This window comes from Pseudaminobacter sp. Soil_N_29 (genome assembly GCF_057656055.1).
Genome location: NZ_JBDGLC010000004.1, coordinates 28,888 through 44,995, shown reverse-complemented (window position 1 = coordinate 44,995; position 16,108 = coordinate 28,888). Strand labels below are relative to the sequence as shown.

The 16,108-nt window shown below is 60.5% G+C and carries 12 protein-coding genes; 6 read left to right on the top strand and 6 right to left on the bottom strand.

Translation table 11 applies throughout. The annotated features are described in order from the left end of the window. Nucleotides 1-151: 151 nt before the first annotated feature. Nucleotides 152-3,022 carry a class I SAM-dependent DNA methyltransferase gene (locus AC3A4H_RS10950; protein WP_487766730.1) on the top strand — a complete coding sequence of 957 codons (2,871 nt, stop codon included), beginning with the start codon at nucleotides 152-154 and terminating at the stop codon, nucleotides 3,020-3,022. Nucleotides 3,023-3,327: 305 nt separating this feature from the next. Here AC3A4H_RS10950 and AC3A4H_RS10945 read toward each other — a convergent pair whose 3' ends face one another. Continuing rightward, on the bottom strand, nucleotides 3,328-4,803 hold the full coding sequence (locus AC3A4H_RS10945) for a site-specific integrase (protein WP_487766729.1): 1,476 nt from the start codon (nucleotides 4,801-4,803) through the stop codon (nucleotides 3,328-3,330). Nucleotides 4,804-5,071: 268 nt separating this feature from the next. Here AC3A4H_RS10945 and AC3A4H_RS10940 point away from each other — a divergent pair, with 268 nt between their 5' ends. Next, entirely contained in the window at nucleotides 5,072-5,749 is a 678-nt protein-coding gene (locus AC3A4H_RS10940; protein WP_487766728.1) for a DUF6538 domain-containing protein, read from the top strand. On the opposite strand, the gene AC3A4H_RS10935 is transcribed toward AC3A4H_RS10940, so the two are convergent. From AC3A4H_RS10935 to AC3A4H_RS10915, 5 genes are all read right to left on the bottom strand, one after another. Further along, nucleotides 5,667-5,888 carry a GNAT family N-acetyltransferase gene (locus tag AC3A4H_RS10935; protein ID WP_487766727.1) on the bottom strand — a complete coding sequence of 74 codons (222 nt, stop codon included), beginning with the start codon at nucleotides 5,886-5,888 and terminating at the stop codon, nucleotides 5,667-5,669. The genes AC3A4H_RS10940 and AC3A4H_RS10935 overlap by 83 nt on opposite strands. Before the next feature lie 468 nt (nucleotides 5,889-6,356). Further along, nucleotides 6,357-6,749: an MBL fold metallo-hydrolase gene (locus tag AC3A4H_RS10930; RefSeq protein ID WP_487766726.1), complete on the bottom strand. Its 393-nt coding sequence runs from the start codon at nucleotides 6,747-6,749 to the stop codon at nucleotides 6,357-6,359. 20 nt (nucleotides 6,750-6,769) lie between these two features. After that, nucleotides 6,770-7,501, bottom strand: a complete 732-nt coding sequence (locus AC3A4H_RS10925) for an MBL fold metallo-hydrolase (RefSeq protein WP_487766725.1) — start codon at nucleotides 7,499-7,501, stop codon at nucleotides 6,770-6,772. Between the two features lie 164 nt (nucleotides 7,502-7,665). Further along, entirely contained in the window at nucleotides 7,666-7,905 is a 240-nt protein-coding gene (locus tag AC3A4H_RS10920) for a hypothetical protein (protein WP_487766724.1), read from the bottom strand. Between the two features lie 261 nt (nucleotides 7,906-8,166). Beyond that, nucleotides 8,167-8,532: a DUF4236 domain-containing protein gene (locus AC3A4H_RS10915; RefSeq protein WP_487766723.1), complete on the bottom strand. Its 366-nt coding sequence runs from the start codon at nucleotides 8,530-8,532 to the stop codon at nucleotides 8,167-8,169. 734 nt (nucleotides 8,533-9,266) lie between these two features. On the opposite strand from AC3A4H_RS10915, the gene AC3A4H_RS10910 reads away from it, so the two are divergent. From AC3A4H_RS10910 to narH, 4 genes are read left to right on the top strand one after another with little or no spacing between them, the layout of a single operon-like run. Further along, nucleotides 9,267-9,566: an EF-hand domain-containing protein gene (locus AC3A4H_RS10910; protein ID WP_487766722.1), complete on the top strand. Its 300-nt coding sequence runs from the start codon at nucleotides 9,267-9,269 to the stop codon at nucleotides 9,564-9,566. Nucleotides 9,567-9,570: 4 nt separating this feature from the next. Beyond that, nucleotides 9,571-10,824, top strand: a complete 1,254-nt coding sequence (locus AC3A4H_RS10905) for an MFS transporter (RefSeq protein ID WP_487766721.1) — start codon at nucleotides 9,571-9,573, stop codon at nucleotides 10,822-10,824. Next, complete coding sequence (locus AC3A4H_RS10900) at nucleotides 10,821-14,579, top strand: nitrate reductase subunit alpha (protein ID WP_487766720.1); 3,759 nt, start codon at nucleotides 10,821-10,823, stop codon at nucleotides 14,577-14,579. Before AC3A4H_RS10905 ends, AC3A4H_RS10900 begins: the two co-directional genes overlap by 4 nt. Further along, nucleotides 14,576-16,108 (top strand): nitrate reductase subunit beta, encoded by a 1,533-nt coding sequence (gene narH / locus AC3A4H_RS10895; RefSeq protein WP_487766719.1) that lies wholly within the window; start codon nucleotides 14,576-14,578, stop codon nucleotides 16,106-16,108. The genes AC3A4H_RS10900 and narH overlap by 4 nt, the downstream gene beginning before the upstream one ends.

The window sequence follows — 16,108 nt, the reverse complement described above, 5'->3', positions numbered from 1 at the left end:
TTTACGGTCTCCACCGCAGCGTGAAATACCCCCCAGCTCGCGAGCGTTGGGCCGGCACCTGTAGCCGCTTCGCATATCGGCGGCTTGCTTCCGGGCATACTGCCTGCCTATGGTCGCGCCCTAACCATGCCTGAGGGGGGCTCCGCATCGCATGACACCGCAACAATTTATTTCCAAATGGCTGAACTCATCTCTCAAGGAGCGCGCTGCGGCGCAGGAACACTTCCTCGACCTTTGCCGGATGCTGGGAGAGCCCACCCCAGCGGAAGCTGACCCGACCGGCAAAGACTATGGCTTCGAGGTCGGCGCATCGAAGACCACGGGGGGCAATGGCTTTGCAGACGTGTTCAAACGTGGACACTTCGGCTGGGAATACAAGAAGACAAAAGCGAACCTCGATACGGCCTTCGCGCAGCTTCAACGCTACGCCATCGCCCTGGACAATCCACCCCTGCTGATCGTGTCCGACATTGGCACGACCATCCGCATCCATACAAATTGGACCAATTCGGTTTCCAAGGTCTACGAGATCGCCATCATTGATCTTGCCGACCCTGACAAGCGAGGGTGGCTCAAGGCGGCGCTGTCTGACCCGGAGGCACTGCGGCCCACAAAAACCCGGCAAGAGCTTACCGAAGAGGTCGCCGGGGAGTTTGCCGAGCTTGCCCGTTCGCTGCGCGCTCGTGGTCATCAACCCGAACAAGTTGCGCATTTCATCAACCGGCTGGTCTTTTGCATGTTTGCGGAGGACGTAAAGCTACTCCCGGATGCGATGTTCACGCGCATGCTGGAACGCGCCTTGGAAGACCCCCAGGAGTTCGAAAGCTTTGCCCGAGACCTTTTCGCGGCGATGAAGACAGGTGGCCGTGTTGGGTTCGAAAAGGTGGCGTGGTTCAACGGTGGCTTGTTCGATGACGAACTCGTCTTCGGCTTGACCAAGGAAGAGATTGGCATCGTCCACAGCGCCGCCAAACGGTACTGGGGTGATATCGACCCGTCCATCCTCGGAACCCTGTTCGAGCGCGGTCTCGACCCCGACAAACGCAGCCAGCTTGGCGCGCACTACACCGACAGGGACAAGATCATGATGATCATCAACCCGGTCATCGTGGAGCCGCTGACGGCGGAATGGGAGAAGGCCAAGGCTGAGATTGCAGCGCTTATGGACAAGGCCACCTCATCGAAGGGAGGCACCGCAACCAAAGCCCGTAACCAAGCCCAGGCTATCTTTGACGCGCATTTGAAGCGCCTCGCCGACTTCCGCGTTCTCGACCCTGCCTGCGGCTCGGGCAACTTCCTTTATCTCGCGCTCCGCGCATTGAAGGACTTGGAGCACAAGGCGCAGGTTGAGGCCGAAGCCTTGGGGCTGCCAAGGGGGTTCCCAAGGATTGGCCCGGAAGTGGTCAAGGGCATCGAGATCAATCCCTATGCCGCCGAACTTGCCCGCGTGTCTATCTGGATAGGTGAAATCCAGTGGATGCTGAAGAACGGCTTTGCGGCCAGCGCGGACCCCATCCTGAAACCGCTGGAGACCATCGAATGCCGTGATGCGTTGATGACGTTGGTACCGGGAAAAGATGAGGAACGTGGTCACTGGGTCGAAGCCGAATGGCCGAAAGCACACGCGATCATTGGCAACCCGCCGTTCCTAGGTGATCGACGCATGATCGGCGAACTAGGAGAGAGTTACGTCTTTGCGCTGCGCAGTCTGTACGGCAAACGCATCCCCGGTCGATCAGACTTCGTATGCTATTGGTTCGTAAAGGCTGCGGAAGCGATTGAAGCGGGAGATACGCGGAGAACGGGGTTTGTCGCAACCAACTCGATCTCTGGAGGAAATAACCTGCCGACCATGCAGTTCGTCCGAGAACGCGCAAACATCTTTCGAGCGTGGCGAGACGAGCCGTGGGTGGTGGATGGCGCAGCTGTTCGTGTTGCGCTGGTCTGTTTCTCGGCAGATGCCGTCGAAGAGGTGTTCATTGACGACCAACGTGTGGAGGCGATTGGAGCCGATCTGCGAGAAGGCACCACCTATGCGGTGGCCGAGCGGTTAGTTGCCAACCGGGACACAGCCTTTATAGGCACGATGAAGAACGGGTTGTTTAATATTCCGGAAGAGGTCGCTCATGAGTGGCTTAAGTCTCCGCTCAACCCAAATGGAAGGCCGAACAGCGACGTACTTCGCCCGTGGACAAATGGTCGCGACATTACCGGGCGGGCATCCAAGCAATGGATCATAGACTTCGGTTCTCACACGCCGCTAGCGGACGCAGCGCTGTTTGAACGTCCGTTTCAGCACGTCGAGCATCATGTGAAGCCAATGCGGGAAAATCTTCGTCGGAAGGCTTACCGGGAAAACTGGTGGCGTTATCAGGAACCACAAGCGAAGCTCCGCCGTTTGATTGACAAGCTCGAACGATTCATTGTTACCCCTCGCGTAGCCAAGTACCGATTGTTTGTCTGGCGACCGTCCATCATGAATCCGGATAGTGCTACAGTTGGAATAGCGCGTGATGATGACACGGCCTTTGGTGTTCTCCACTCTCGGTTCCACGAGCTTTGGTCGCTTCGCTTAGGAACTTGGTTAGGCGTGGGTAACGACCCTCGCTACACTCCCAGCACCACTTTCGAGACGTTCCCCTTCCCCGAGGGACTGACCCCCGACACCCGAGCTCAAGATTATGCCGATGACCCTCGTGCCATCGCCATCGCCGAAGCTGCCAAGCGCCTCAACGAGCTTCGGGAGAGCTGGCTCAATCCCGCCGATCTGGTGAAGTGGGAACCGGAAGTGGTCCCCGGTTATCCCGACCGCATCCTGCCGATCAATGCGGATGCCGCACAAAAGCTCAAGAAGCGAACCCTGACGAACCTCTACAACGAACGCCCAGCATGGCTGCAGCACGCCCACAAGGCGCTGGACGAGGCCGTGGCGGATGCCTATGGGTGGCCTGCGGACCTGTCCGATGATGAAATTTTGGCGCGCCTGTTCACGTTGAACCAGGAGCGCGCGGCCAGGCAGTGAGAATTGTACTTCTTTGCGCTGCGGGGTCGGGCATACGCTTGTCATAGTAGCCGAGTGGTGGAACACAGCGGCGCGCCTCAATGCCCCTCTATGGCGTCCACCGCAGCGTGAAAAATGCCCCCGCCACCGGATGACGGCGAGGGCATTGGCCTCAAGTCACGGGTGTTCATCTGCCGCCGGGCGCATCCCGCAGAATGCGAGAAACTGGCCAAGCGCGTTCTCTAGCTCGCAGCTAGCAGATCGGACGCATGGGGTTGTCGAGCGGAACCCGGCTGGTTGCCCCGTGCGCCCACTGGGGAGTTGCGTTAAGCTCGCGTCAGCATTTCTTCATCTGCCACGCGCGACGATTCCAATGCCACGGGATAGCGCATGAGGAGTGCTTTTCTCGCCTGCGGCGGAAGTTGAACCGCCATAACGCAGGCTCGCCGCGCCTTCATGTCGTCCGGTGCCTTGTAGTGGGCCATAGTCATGTCCAGCGGCATGTCGTCCTTCGAGTGTGCAACCACCTCGGCTATCGTCCATGGAGAGTAGCCTGTGGCTCCCTCATTCAGTGCCCTACTCGCGCTCGATATGAACCACCGCCGGAAGGAGTGAAAGTTCACCCGCGACCGCCCGTCTGGCCGGAGGTCTTCGACCCCACGCGACTGGCGGTAGGTCCCAAACGATTTGGTGAGAGGCTGGCCACGTTCGCGCCTTGGGTCGTCATTCGGTCCAAGGGGAGGAAGCTCCGGGAATAGGTCGTCATCAGGCCTCTTCCCCCGCGTGCGTGCGGCGATCAAGCCTCTCAGATCGGGATGAATTGGTACCAGGCGCGAGTGCTTCTCGTGCTTGGCTCGCGAAAAGTGGAAGTTGTCTTCCTGGCAGTCGCGCACCTTTAACGAGACAACAACACCCAGCCGCGCACCTGTAAGGGCCGCAATCGCCATCGCGTCATAGACGAAGGACCGTCTTGGCTGTCCCGTGAAGAGCTTGTCGAGTTCGTCAGAGGTGAACTCGCGCATGCCCAGTTCTTCATGATCATATCGGCGCTTTTCAGCCCGCTGCCCCTCCCACACGTTGCTAGACACGTACCCTTTTTTGACGAGCCACTTCCAATAGCCCGAGAGGCCAGACAGATACTTGTTGATGGTCGCACCCGCCATGCCGTGCTCCACCAATCGACTGCTGACGAATTCGCCCGCGACCCGCCGGGTCACTGCTTCCGCCGTGCATGGATAGGACTTCGATAGCATCCATGTTTTGAGGTAGCCGAACGCACGCTCGAAGTCCGCCCTCGTGCGGGCGTTCCATCTTTTCGTTTCCGCGAGAAACGTGTCCATAGGTGCGTCTAGGGGAGTAGCACGGCCGAAGGCGATGTCGGCAAACTGGATAGCCCGTGCCTCGCGGTCGGGGTCGAAGACGGGTTGACCGGCTTCCTCCCCCTGCGGTGCTCCTGCGATCTCTTCCGCCCGGATGACGATAGTGTCTGCTACGACATCATAATCGGTGTACCCGCTCGGCTCGGATGCGCGCTCCGTTCGTGCCAAAGCCTCGCGCAGAGCTAGTGCCTCGCGGGCAAGATCATCAGAACCTGTTCCCGCCAGATGGCGATCAATGGTCGCCTTAAGCCTAGCGACTACGGCGTACTTTAGCTGATTAGCTACGACGAGGCTGTCCGTATCTAGCGGCTCTTTCAGCTTGGTCTTGCCGACCAACTTCTGAAGGTCGCGAGGTACCGACACCACCACCCTCCAACGGCCACCATTCATCTTCTCAAGAAAACGTCTGTCCGCCCGCGACATGCCGTGCGCACCTCAATGCGTACCTCAATGCGTACCTCTATTGCGTACCTCTAGATCGTTGGTAAGCCATTGAAAGTCAATGGATACAGGAGCTTAACGAGGGACAGGCTGAGTATCCAGGTTCCCCAGCCAATTCGCTCCCAGAAATCGTTGAAATCCGCGGATCTCCGGCCATCCCGGAACGCGTCCTTTGCATCCCGAATCGGCCTTGCCCCAGTGATGCCCACAGGTGGTGTCCATCCGCCCTGGGCCAAGGGAGCACGGGCGGATGGGACTGCGCAGGCACCAGGTCGAGAATCTCGTCCTCAGGGGACCGGTCTTCTATTGGCGGGCGCGCATTCCGGTGGGCTTCGCGGCCTCCGCCAGGAATGCACGGCTTTCACTGAGCCTTAGGCTCTCGGACCGTAAGAAGGCGTCGCTGGTGGCGCGGCGGCTCAATGCCGTGCTCCTCCAGATGGAGATGATGCCGGACGCGAGAATGGCCACGAAGGAACAGTTGAACCGGATCTTCGCCCTCGAGATCGAAGCCATGCGCGACGAGATCGAGGCACTCGACCGCGCCGCCAAGCACTTGGGCAGCCTGCGCGACCCCGTGCATCGCGAGGCCGACAGGCAGGTGGGCTGGGCCTACCGCCTGCTGCACGCCTACGGCACGAAGGAGCAGGTTTCCTTTGGCGAGGGCAGCGAAGCACGCGAGGCGCTGATCGAGGCCGGCGCCGAGCCGTACGAGATCCCCTTCATTGCCGCCACCTACCAGGCCGAGCGCCGGGAGGCGCTGGCCGATCGCGAAGGCCGCACGAGAAGCCCGTTCCTCAGGGATGTCCTCCACCGCATGGCGCAGGTCGGTCTCGATGACACCGTCCTCAATCGGCAGGCCGCGAAGGAGGCCATCTATCGGGCGCGCGCGGAGGCAGACCCATGCGCTCATAGAATGGTTCGGCGTTGAGGCTGGAAAGCGCCTGAATTCGGGTTGCGCCTGCTTCTACAGCATCTCGTGCGGATCGCTCGAAGATAGCCCGCCCAATGCCTCGCTCCGCTCGTTCGGGATCGACGGCAAAGCGGCGAGCGTGGGCTAACCCGTCCACGACCGCGCCCGACCCCGGCGCATCGAAGTCCAGCCTCCGCAACCGACAACAATTCCGGCGCCTTCGGCTACGTAGAAAGTTCCAGACCTGATGAGCGCAGGATTTTCCCGCGCAATCAAGGTCAGGGCAAGCGCCAGAACCTGCGGTGAGTAGGCTTGGGCCATCAGGACCGGGTATGAACGGTTCGGAAGGGCCTCAATTCCCGCTAGGTCATCGCTGGCCGCGATCCGAACCTGGACGCACATCACGTTCTCCGCATTACAGGTTAAGGACACCGGTTTCGTCTGGACCTCCGGCTAATTTCTGCTTCGAAGTGGAAAGCGGCCGTCAGAAAGTCGCTACTTGTGATGTGCAGATCGGATTTCGGAGGCCATCAGCCTCTGGATTTCCCACGAGCTGCGGTCACCGCAGGACATCGATCGCCGGGCGCTCAAGTCTACATGCCCGAAATAGCATGGCCGAGCCGACCTACCCGAACGCGAAGCGTGTCCCGGTGTAGGAGCGCAGCAGCCTGTTCAGCATCTCGCCTTTGGCGATCTCGTAAAACGGCTCGCCCGAGCAATGCAGCGGAATGACATAGTCGACATCGATCTCCTTGAGCGCGTCGATCGTTTCCCGAATGTAGTCCTCCTTGTAGGGCGCAAGGTGGAACCCGCCGATGACCGCGTGAACCTTGTTGATGCCTGACGCTAGCTGAGCCTGCTTGATCGTGTTGATCACGCCACGATGACTGCAAGAGGTCAAAATGATCAGGCCGCGCCCCTTCAGATTGAACGCGGTGGCGATCTCGTGCCGAAACTGGTCGGGGACAACCGATTGCGTCCGTTCGTCCTCGGGGAGCTTTTCAGCATAGCAGCCCATCCCGTGTTCCGTGCCGATCCTCATCGAGGTGGGGACAGCAGCGTCTCGAAGCTCGCTTGGCCAATTTGCCCGGTCGTGAAAGCATGATCGGCAACAAGTGAGGGTCCTTCCGCAAACCTTACCGTGAGGGCGGCCTCTTCCAACGCACTGCGGTCCAACACGCCGAAATCGCCATGTGCTGGCGCTGCGATCCATTCGCGTGAGCAAAATGCCTCCTCTCCGCCGATGTAAATTGGCAGCCCATCCTTCAGCCTGCCCTTGTTTTGCTTCAGGAAACCGGCGAGGCCACCGAAATGATCGTAGTGCCCGTGGCTCAGCACCAGCGCATCGAGCTCCGACGGGACGATGCCCACAAGGCCGGAGTTGTTGAGCAGGGCATCTGGCGTGAAGCCAAAATCGACTAGGACATTTCGCGTCTCGCCACCGCGTTGCGACATGGCATGCATCGAGAGGCCAAATTCGCTCATCAGCGTTTTGCCAGGCGGTCTTCCATCAGCGATACCCCAACCGAAATGCTGAATGGCGACATTCGCGGCATTGTGGCTGGGCGCGACCGCGAATTGATAGTTGTCGACGACCACCCTCACCGTGAGGCGGTCGATCTCGGGAACAGCGCCTGAGACAGGATCGGCCATTCCAGGTTTGGCGCCACCGATCAACGCCGTAACCACAGCGCCAAACAGGGCAGCGCCACCACAGCGCAGGAAGTCGCGCCGGCCAATCGGGACGGGCTCGCATCGGTAGATTGACATCACGCCTTCCTCCCATTTGCCTGTCCAAACTGGTCACGCGACCAACTGGCGTGGCATTCTTGCAATTTGTCGGAACTGGTCGAACCTCCGCCCCCAAAGTCTCGGCTGTCGATCTGCCGGGCGTCCCGGCCACGCCATCGCTCAATTTGTGAGGCGTGGGGCAGTCATCCGCATTGACGTTCGAGTACCTGCGGATCCAAAATAGATTGTGGGCACTTCCTTTCCGGCGACGGCGTCAGTTCCCTCGATCTCGGTGGCCCCAGTTCAGTTGTCTTCGACTTCAGGAGCTCCATCGCAGCAGTCACCTTCGCATCCTGTGCGAGGGCGGTCATTGGCACGAGCGCGACGCCTCCAGTGAGGAGTAAGGCCGTCAAGGTGCTGATGATAGCTTTGTGCAGGCTCATGGGCTTTCTCCTCGTAAGCCCTCTCCAACGCTGACCAATGCCCCAGGATGATCGCGCCGATAGCCCCTGCTGTCGAGCGTAGGGAAGCGACCGCCATTGAAAAGTGAACAAGCACCGAACGCCCACAGCGGCTCTCGGTACATCAACTGGGTATAAAAACTTGCCCTCCCTCCAAGCGGGCGTTCTGGCGTTGTGAATGTTCCCGCCCATCATTCGATGGGGTGCGCAAAAATAGGCAGAGGTCAATCGTCTCTGTGGGGGTTAGGTGATGACGCCAGCGATGACGATCACCACTATGAACAAGACCACCAGGCTAGCGATCGTTGGTAACGTATCGTCGTCGCTCGTGCCGGCTAGCTCCCCTGCGGACTGCACAGCCTCGCCATCTCGGCGCTTCTGCCGTCGCGAGGGCTTGATCTGTTTGCTCATATGAATGCCAGAACCGGCTATGCCAGCGCTGACGTTTTGACGGCCGCTCGCATTGACGGTGTAGCCGAGCCCTCTCGGTCCAATCCGTGCCGACACACCTCTGTGCGTGAAGTTCACCCGAAGTCCAGGCGCGATTTCACGTTCCTTCGGAATCTGAAAGCCATTTCCGAGCCCCTCCGCAAGCGTATTGTGGCCCATAGAGGCTCGGCGACGCATAGGATGGCGCCGGTGCCTCACGCTGCCAGGCGGACGGCACATCGATGCTCGCATATCGCAGTTCGCAGCCAAGTCAGGAATACCTGACAAATAGGCCCCCCCACCCGGTTTATGCAATCGGATTTGGCCAGACCGGGAGGAGTAGTGCGAACTTTGCCGGCAGCGCCGCGATTTCGTCTACGTCGATGGCAACCATAACTCCGGTTCGAACAACGGAAACAACAACGGCGTCGGCAACCTGCGGCAGGCGGCGGGAACGGGTTTTCTGCCTCGTAGTCTTGTTGCCACTGAGGCCAGGCGGAATTCGGCGGGGTGGCTTACAACCGGCTGCTGTCATTGATGCGGGTCAATGCCTTCTGGGGAAACCCGTCCCACTCTGGCTGTCTTGAAGCATGAGCACGCCTCCACGACCCATCGACCGCAGAACGTCCAAATTTCAATGCGGAGGAGTGAGATCGTGACACGCCTCAAGATGCTGGCTGGCATTGCAGTGGCGGGACTAATGGTGGCGCTACCGGCGTCGCCGAGCTTTGCGCAGGAACAAACTTCCTATCAGACGGCCCAGCGGCAACAACAGGCGTGCCGCAAGTGCAGATCAGCCCTGACCAGTTGCGCCAGATGATCCGGCAGGCCCTCCGTGAGATGATGACGCAGCGCATGGAAGAGCAGGGAGGGCCAGAAGCCCCGAGAGGCCGAGGCGGCCCGAGAGAGGCGGAATGATGTGCGAAAGGTTGCGCAAGCGGGCAGCCGAGGCGCGTGAAGAAGGCGGATGGCGCAAGCACCGTAACGGCCCGCCGTGGATGCGCGGCGTGGGTTTGAAGATCCTCTTCGCGGTCATGGATGCCAACGGTGACGGACAGGTGACCTTGGACGAGGTCAACGATTTCCACGCCCGCATCTTCGAGAATCGGCGACGCACTGCAACCGTTTGCGATAATGAAAATTCTGCAAGTCGGGCTGCTACGCAATTATTTCTACCCTATAATTTGTCGAGGGGCAGTCATGTCCGAGGCTAAACGCATGACGGTCTTGGTCGTAAGCACGGCCGCCTTCATGGCGTGCTTTGCCGCATGGATGATGTTCGGTGTCATCGGCATTCCGCTGCGCGATCAGTTGCAACTCAACTCGACGGAGTTCGGTCTGCTGACGGCGACTCCGGTTCTGACCGGCTCGGTATTTCGTCTGCCACTCGGTATCTGGGCCGATCGTTTCGGCGGCCACATCGTCATGTTCCTGTTGCTGATCACATGCGCTGTTCCGCTGTGGCTCGCCTCCTATGCCAGTGAACTTTGGCAGTTTCTGCTGCTCGGGCTCGCGCTAGGCTTGGTTGGCGCATCCTTCTCAGTCGGGACACCCTATGTCGCCCGCTTCTTCCCTCCGGAACGCCGCGGCTTCGCCATGGGCTTCTTTGGAGCCGGCACGGTTGGGGCCGCGCTCAACATGTTCATCGCGCCAGTGTTGATGAACAACTTCGGCTGGCAAGCGGTTCCGCGTTTTTACGCGGTGTTGCTCCTCATGATCGCAATCGTATTCTGGTTTCTCGCGGCGCCCGATCCTGGGGCACGTAAAGCCACCTCGTTTCGATCACAGCTTGCGGTCATGGGTGACCGTCGTGTGTGGAAGTATTGCCAGTATTATTCGATCGTCTTCGGCGGCTTTACCGCGCTGTCGATCTGGATGCCGCAATATTATGTGCGCGAATATGGCTTCTCGATTGCGGTTGCCTCACTTCTAGCAGCTTGCTTTTCGCTGCCGGGTGGTGCGCTTCGCGCCGTGGGTGGCGTGCTCGCGGATCGGTTCGGTGCCCATAACGTCACCTGGTGGGTCCTGTGGGTGGCGTGGGTTGCCCTCTTCCTTCTGTCCTATCCGCACACCGAATTCGCCATTCGCACGGGCGACGGCTATCGCCACTTCACGATCGCACTGACGCCTTGGGTGTTTACGCCGCTGCTGTTCGTCGTTGGCGTCACCTTTGCCTTCGGTATGGCGTCTACCTTCAAATATATCGGCGACGACTTTCCGGAGAACCTGGGCGTCGTCAGTGGCCTCGTCGGCATGGTGGGGGGACTCGGCGGCTTCCTGCTACCGATCATGTTCGGCGGTCTCCTGGACTGGCTCGGCTTCAATTCGAGTTGCTTCATGCTGCTCTACGGCGTCGTCTCGGTGTCGCTGATGCTCAGCTACCTGACCGAGGTACGCCAGGCGCCCGTCATGGGCCATGACGATCGCGACATGGTGGTATCGCCGCGCCTGAAAAAGGAGCCCGCGCAATGAGCCATTTTCTCGACCGGATGACTTATCTCGCCCGTCGCCGTGGCACCTTCGCCGATGGGCTTGGCGAACTGCGCGACGAAGACCGCATCTGGGAAGAAGGCTATCGCGACCGCTGGCAGCACGACAAGATTGTGCGCTCCACCCATGGCGTGAACTGTACCGGTTCCTGCTCGTGGAAGATCTACGTCAAGAGCGGGCTCGTCACCTGGGAGACGCAACAGACCGACTACCCGCGCACCCGCCCCGGAATGCCTAACCATGAGCCGCGTGGCTGCTCGCGCGGCGCTTCTTATAGCTGGTATCTCTACAGCGCCAGCCGCATCAAATATCCGATGATGCGCGGCCGCCTCGTCAAGGCGTGGCGCGCGGCGCGTAAGACGCTCGCGCCCGTGGAGGCCTGGGCCTCCATCGTCGAGAACCCCGAGACGGCAAAGTCGTACAGGTCCATGCGCGGGCGGGGCGGTTTCGTCCGCTCTGGGTGGGAGGAGGTGAGCGAGATGATAGCTGCCGCCAACGTCTACACCATCAAGACCTATGGTCCGGATCGGGTGGTAGGCTTCTCGCCCATTCCGGCGATGTCAATGGTCTCCTATGCCTCAGGTTCGCGCTACATCAGTTTGCTCGGCGGCACCCTACTTTCCTTCTACGACTGGTATTGCGATCTGCCGCCGTCGAGCCCGCAGACATGGGGTGAGCAGACCGACGTGCCGGAATCCGCCGACTGGTACAATTCCGGCTACATCATCGCCTGGGGTTCGAACGTGCCGCAGACCCGCACGCCTGATGCGCATTTCTTCGTCGAGGCGCGCTACAATGGCACGCGCATCATCGCGGTGACGCCGGACTACGCCGAGGTCGCCAAGTTCGCCGATCTGTGGCTGCACCCCAAGCAGGGCACGGATGCTGCTCTCGCCATGGCGATGGGGCATGTGATCCTAAAGGAATTCTTCCTCGACCGGCAGGTTCCTTACTTTCAAGACTATTGCCGCCGCTACACCGACTTGCCGATGCTGGTCATGCTCAAGCAACAGGACGACCGCTGGGTGGCCGATCGTTACCTGCGCCGCAGCGATCTGCCTGGGGCGCCGAAGTCCGAAAACTCCTCCTGGAAGACCATGGCGCTGAATGAGGAGAGCGGCGAGCTGGTCGTGCCGCAGGGATCGATCGGCTACCGTTGGCCGAAAGACAAGGAACCCGCGGGCAAGTGGAATCTAGAGCCGAGGGACGGCGAGACGGGCGAGAATGTCAGCCTGGCGCTCTCGCTTCTAGGCAGCCATGAGGAAACGCTTGCGGTGACTTTCCCCTATTTCGGCGGACGCGCACACGAGCACTTCACCGACAATCCGCAGGATGGCGATACGCTGACGCGTAACGTGCCGGTACGCCGCGTCAAGCTAGCGAGGGGCGAGGCGCGTGTCGCCACGGTCTTCGATCTCATGTGTGCGCATTACGGGCTGGACCGCGGCCTCGGCGGCGCTGCAGCCAAATCCTACGACGACAACGTGCCCTATACGCCGGCTTGGCAGGAGATGATCACCGGCGTGCCGTCGGAGCATGCCATAACCGTCGCGCGCGGCTTCGCCGCAAATGCCGAGAAGACCAATGGGCGGTCCATGGTCATAATCGGTGCCGGTATGAACCACTGGTATCACCAGGACATGAACTATCGCAGCATCATCAACATGCTGATGATGTGCGGCACGGTCGGCGTTTCCGGCGGCGGCTGGGCGCATTATGTCGGGCAGGAGAAGCTTCGGCCGCAGACCGGCTGGACCATGCTTGCTTTCGGCCTCGACTGGGCGCGTCCGCCGCGGCAGATGAACGGCACCTCCTTCTTTTACGCTCATACCGACCAGTGGCGCTACGAGCGTCTGAACGTCTCCGAGATTCTCTCGCCGCTCGCGGACCCTGCCGACTATCGCGGCAGTTTCATCGACATGAACGTGAAGGCAGAGCGCATGGGGTGGCTGCCCTCCGCGCCACAGTTCAACGTCAACCCGCTGGGGATTGCTGCACAGGCGGAGAAGGCAGGCATCCCGATCAAGGACCACGTCGTGGCTGCATTGAGATCAGGCGACATGCGCTTGGCCTGCGAAGACCCCGATAATCCGGTCAATTTCCCGCGCAACCTGTTCATCTGGCGCTCAAACCTTTTCGGATCATCCGGCAAGGGGCACGAATACTTTCTTCGTCATCTGCTCGGCACGCGCCACGGCCTGCAGGGTAAGGACCTGGGCGAAACCGATGGTGAGAAGCCCAAGGATGTCGTCTGGCGCGATCCGGCCCCGGAGGGCAAACTCGACCTCGTCACCACCCTCGACTTTCGTATGTCCACGAGTTGTCTGTACTCCGACATCGTGCTGCCGACGGCCACCTGGTACGAGAAGAACGACCTAAATACTTCCGACATGCACCCCTTCATCCATCCGTTGTCGGCAGCGGTGGATCCGGTGTGGGAGGCGCGCAGCGACTGGGAAACATACAAGACTATCGCCAGGCGCTTTTCGGAATTGGCAGTCGGCCATCTCGGCGTCGAGCAGGACGTCGTGCTGGCACCGATTCAGCACGACACGCCGGGTGAACTCGCCCAGCCGATCGACGTCAAAGACTGGAAGAAGGGTGAGTGCGACCTGGTGCCTGGCGTCACTGCACCGCAGATAGTAACGATCGAGCGCGATTATCCGAATGTCTATCGCCGCTTTACCTCGCTCGGTCCCCTCGCTGACAAGCTCGGCAATGGTGGGAAGGGCATAAGCTGGAATACCGAGGCCGAGGTGAAGGGCCTCGGCGACCTCAACTACCGCGTCAACGATGGCGGGCCGACGCAGGGGCGCCCACGCATCGAAAGCGACATCGATGCAGCCGAAACCATTCTCTATCTCGCGCCCGAGACCAACGGCGAGGTGGCGGTGAAGGCGTGGGCGGCGCTTGGCAAGATTACCGGCCGCGACCACACCCACCTCGCCGCAACGCGCGAGGACGAGAAAATCCGCTTCCGTGATCTGCAGGCTCAACCGCGCAAGATCATTTCCTCGCCCACCTGGTCGGGGATCGAAAGCGAGCATGTCAGCTATACGGCCGGCTACACCAATGTGAATGAGCTGATCCCTTGGCGCACCATTACGGGCCGCCAGCAGTTCTATCAGGATCACCGCTGGCTGCGCGATTTCGGCGAGGCCTTTGCGCTTTACCGGCCGCCTGTGGATACGCGCACCATCGCCGCCATGTTGGGCAAACATGGCAATGGTGAAACCGAGATCGTGCTCAATTTCATCACGCCGCACCAGAAATGGGGCATCCATTCGACCTATACCGACAATCTGCTGATGCTGACGCTGTCGCGCGGCGGACCCATCGTCTGGATATCGGAAACGGACGCGAAGCGCGCCGGCATCGTCGACAACGACTGGATCGAGCTGTTCAACGTGAACGGCGCGATCGCCGCGCGCGCGGTGGTGAGCCAGCGCGTCAAGCCGGGCATGTGCATGATGTACCATGCGCAGGAGAAGATCGTGAACGTGCCGGGCTCGCAGATCACCGGCCAGCGCGGCGGCATCCACAATTCGGTGACACGCGCTGTGCTGAAGCCCACCCATATGGTCGGCGGCTATGCCCAGCTTTCCTATGGGTTCAATTACTACGGCACGGTCGGCTCCAACCGTGACGAGTTCGTCATCGTGCGCAAGCTCAACCGCATCGACTGGCTCGATCACTCCAATCCAGTCGATCCGGCGCAGAAGGAGACGGCACCATGAAAATTCGCGCGCAGATCGCGATGGTGATGAACCTCGACAAGTGCATCGGCTGCCACACCTGTTCCGTCACCTGCAAGAATGTGTGGACCTCGCGCCAGGGCATGGAATACGCATGGTACAACAATGTCGAGACCAAGCCTGGCATCGGCTATCCGAAGGATTGGGAAAACCAGGAACGCTGGCACGGCGGCTGGCGACGCAAGAAGAACGGCAAGATCGTGCCCCGGCAAGGCGGCCGGCTTTCCATCCTTGCCAAGATCTTCGCCAATCCGCGCCTGCCCGAGATCGATGACTATTACGAGCCCTTCACCTTCGACTACGAACACCTGCAAAACGCGCCCGAACTGACGACCGCGCCGGTGGCGCGGCCGCTCTCGCTGATCTCGGGCCGGCCGATGGAAAAGATCGAGTGGGGGCCGAACTGGGAGGAGATCCTCGGCGGCGAGTTCGACAAGCGCTCGCAGGATTACAATTTCGAGGCCGTGCAGAAGGACATCTACGGCCAGTTCGAAAACACCTTCATGATGTATCTGCCGAGGATTTGCGAGCACTGCCTCAATCCAAGCTGCGTCGCCTCCTGCCCATCGGGCTCCATCTACAAGCGCGAAGAGGACGGCATCGTCCTCATTGACCAGGACAAGTGCCGAGGCTGGCGCATGTGCGTGTCGGGCTGCCCTTACAAGAAGATCTACTACAACTGGACCTCCGGAAAGGCCGAGAAATGCATCTTCTGCTACCCGCGCATCGAGGCCGGCCAGCCGACCGTCTGCTCGGAGACCTGTGTCGGGCGCATCCGTTATCTGGGCGTGCTGCTCTACGATGCCGATGGCATCGAGAAGGCTGCCTCGACCGAAAACACGCAGGACCTTTATGAAGAGCAACTGAAGCTGTTCCTCGATCCGAATGATCCTGAGATCGAGGCGCAGGCCCGTGCGGACGGCGTGCCGGATGCCTGGATCGAGGCGGCCAAGCGCTCTCCCACCTACAAGATGGCCGTGGACTGGCGTGTCGCGTTTCCGCTGCACCCGGAATATCGCACCCTGCCGATGGTCTGGTACGTGCCGCCGCTTTCACCGATCCAGTCGCACGCCAATTCCGGCGCGATCGAGACGGTGGGCGAACTGCCGGATGTACGTTCGCTGCGCATTCCCGTTCGTTACCTCGCCAACCTGCTGACGGCGGGCGACGAAACGCCCATCGTCAGCGCGCTGGAGCGCCTGTTCGCCATGCGCATCCATTTCCGCCAGCGCCAGCTCGGCGAGGGCGACGGACAGGCAGTACTCGACCAGGCCGGTCTGTCGCTTGGGCAAGTGGAGGAGATGCACCGCTATCTCGCCATCGCGAATTACGAGGACCGCTTCGTCATCCCCACCGGGCACCGCGAATTGGCAGAGGATGCCTACGGCCTCAAAGGCTCCTGTGGCTTCACCTTCGGCAATGGCTGCGATTTCGGCCCGCCGCACTCCTCGCTCTTCGGCGGCAAAATGGGCCGACGCAAGCTCAATCCCATTCGTCCTCTGGACACCTGA

Bases quoted from the DNA above. Each gene is read 5' to 3' on its own strand.
- AC3A4H_RS10925 (WP_487766725.1), bottom strand. From the start codon at position 7,501: ATGTCAATCTACCGATGCGAGCCCGTCCCGATTGGCCGGCGCGACTTC.
- AC3A4H_RS10910 (WP_487766722.1), top strand. From the start codon at position 9,267: ATGATGTGCGAAAGGTTGCGCAAGCGGGCAGCCGAGGCGCGTGAAGAA.
- narH (WP_487766719.1), top strand. From the start codon at position 14,576: ATGAAAATTCGCGCGCAGATCGCGATGGTGATGAACCTCGACAAGTGC.
- AC3A4H_RS10920 (WP_487766724.1), bottom strand. From the start codon at position 7,905: ATGAGCCTGCACAAAGCTATCATCAGCACCTTGACGGCCTTACTCCTC.
- AC3A4H_RS10945 (WP_487766729.1), bottom strand. From the start codon at position 4,803: ATGTCGCGGGCGGACAGACGTTTTCTTGAGAAGATGAATGGTGGCCGT.
- AC3A4H_RS10900 (WP_487766720.1), top strand. From the start codon at position 10,821: ATGAGCCATTTTCTCGACCGGATGACTTATCTCGCCCGTCGCCGTGGC.
- AC3A4H_RS10905 (WP_487766721.1), top strand. From the start codon at position 9,571: ATGACGGTCTTGGTCGTAAGCACGGCCGCCTTCATGGCGTGCTTTGCC.
- AC3A4H_RS10940 (WP_487766728.1), top strand. From the start codon at position 5,072: ATGGGACTGCGCAGGCACCAGGTCGAGAATCTCGTCCTCAGGGGACCG.
- AC3A4H_RS10915 (WP_487766723.1), bottom strand. From the start codon at position 8,532: ATGGGCCACAATACGCTTGCGGAGGGGCTCGGAAATGGCTTTCAGATT.
- AC3A4H_RS10950 (WP_487766730.1), top strand. From the start codon at position 152: ATGACACCGCAACAATTTATTTCCAAATGGCTGAACTCATCTCTCAAG.
- AC3A4H_RS10930 (WP_487766726.1), bottom strand. From the start codon at position 6,749: ATGGGCTGCTATGCTGAAAAGCTCCCCGAGGACGAACGGACGCAATCG.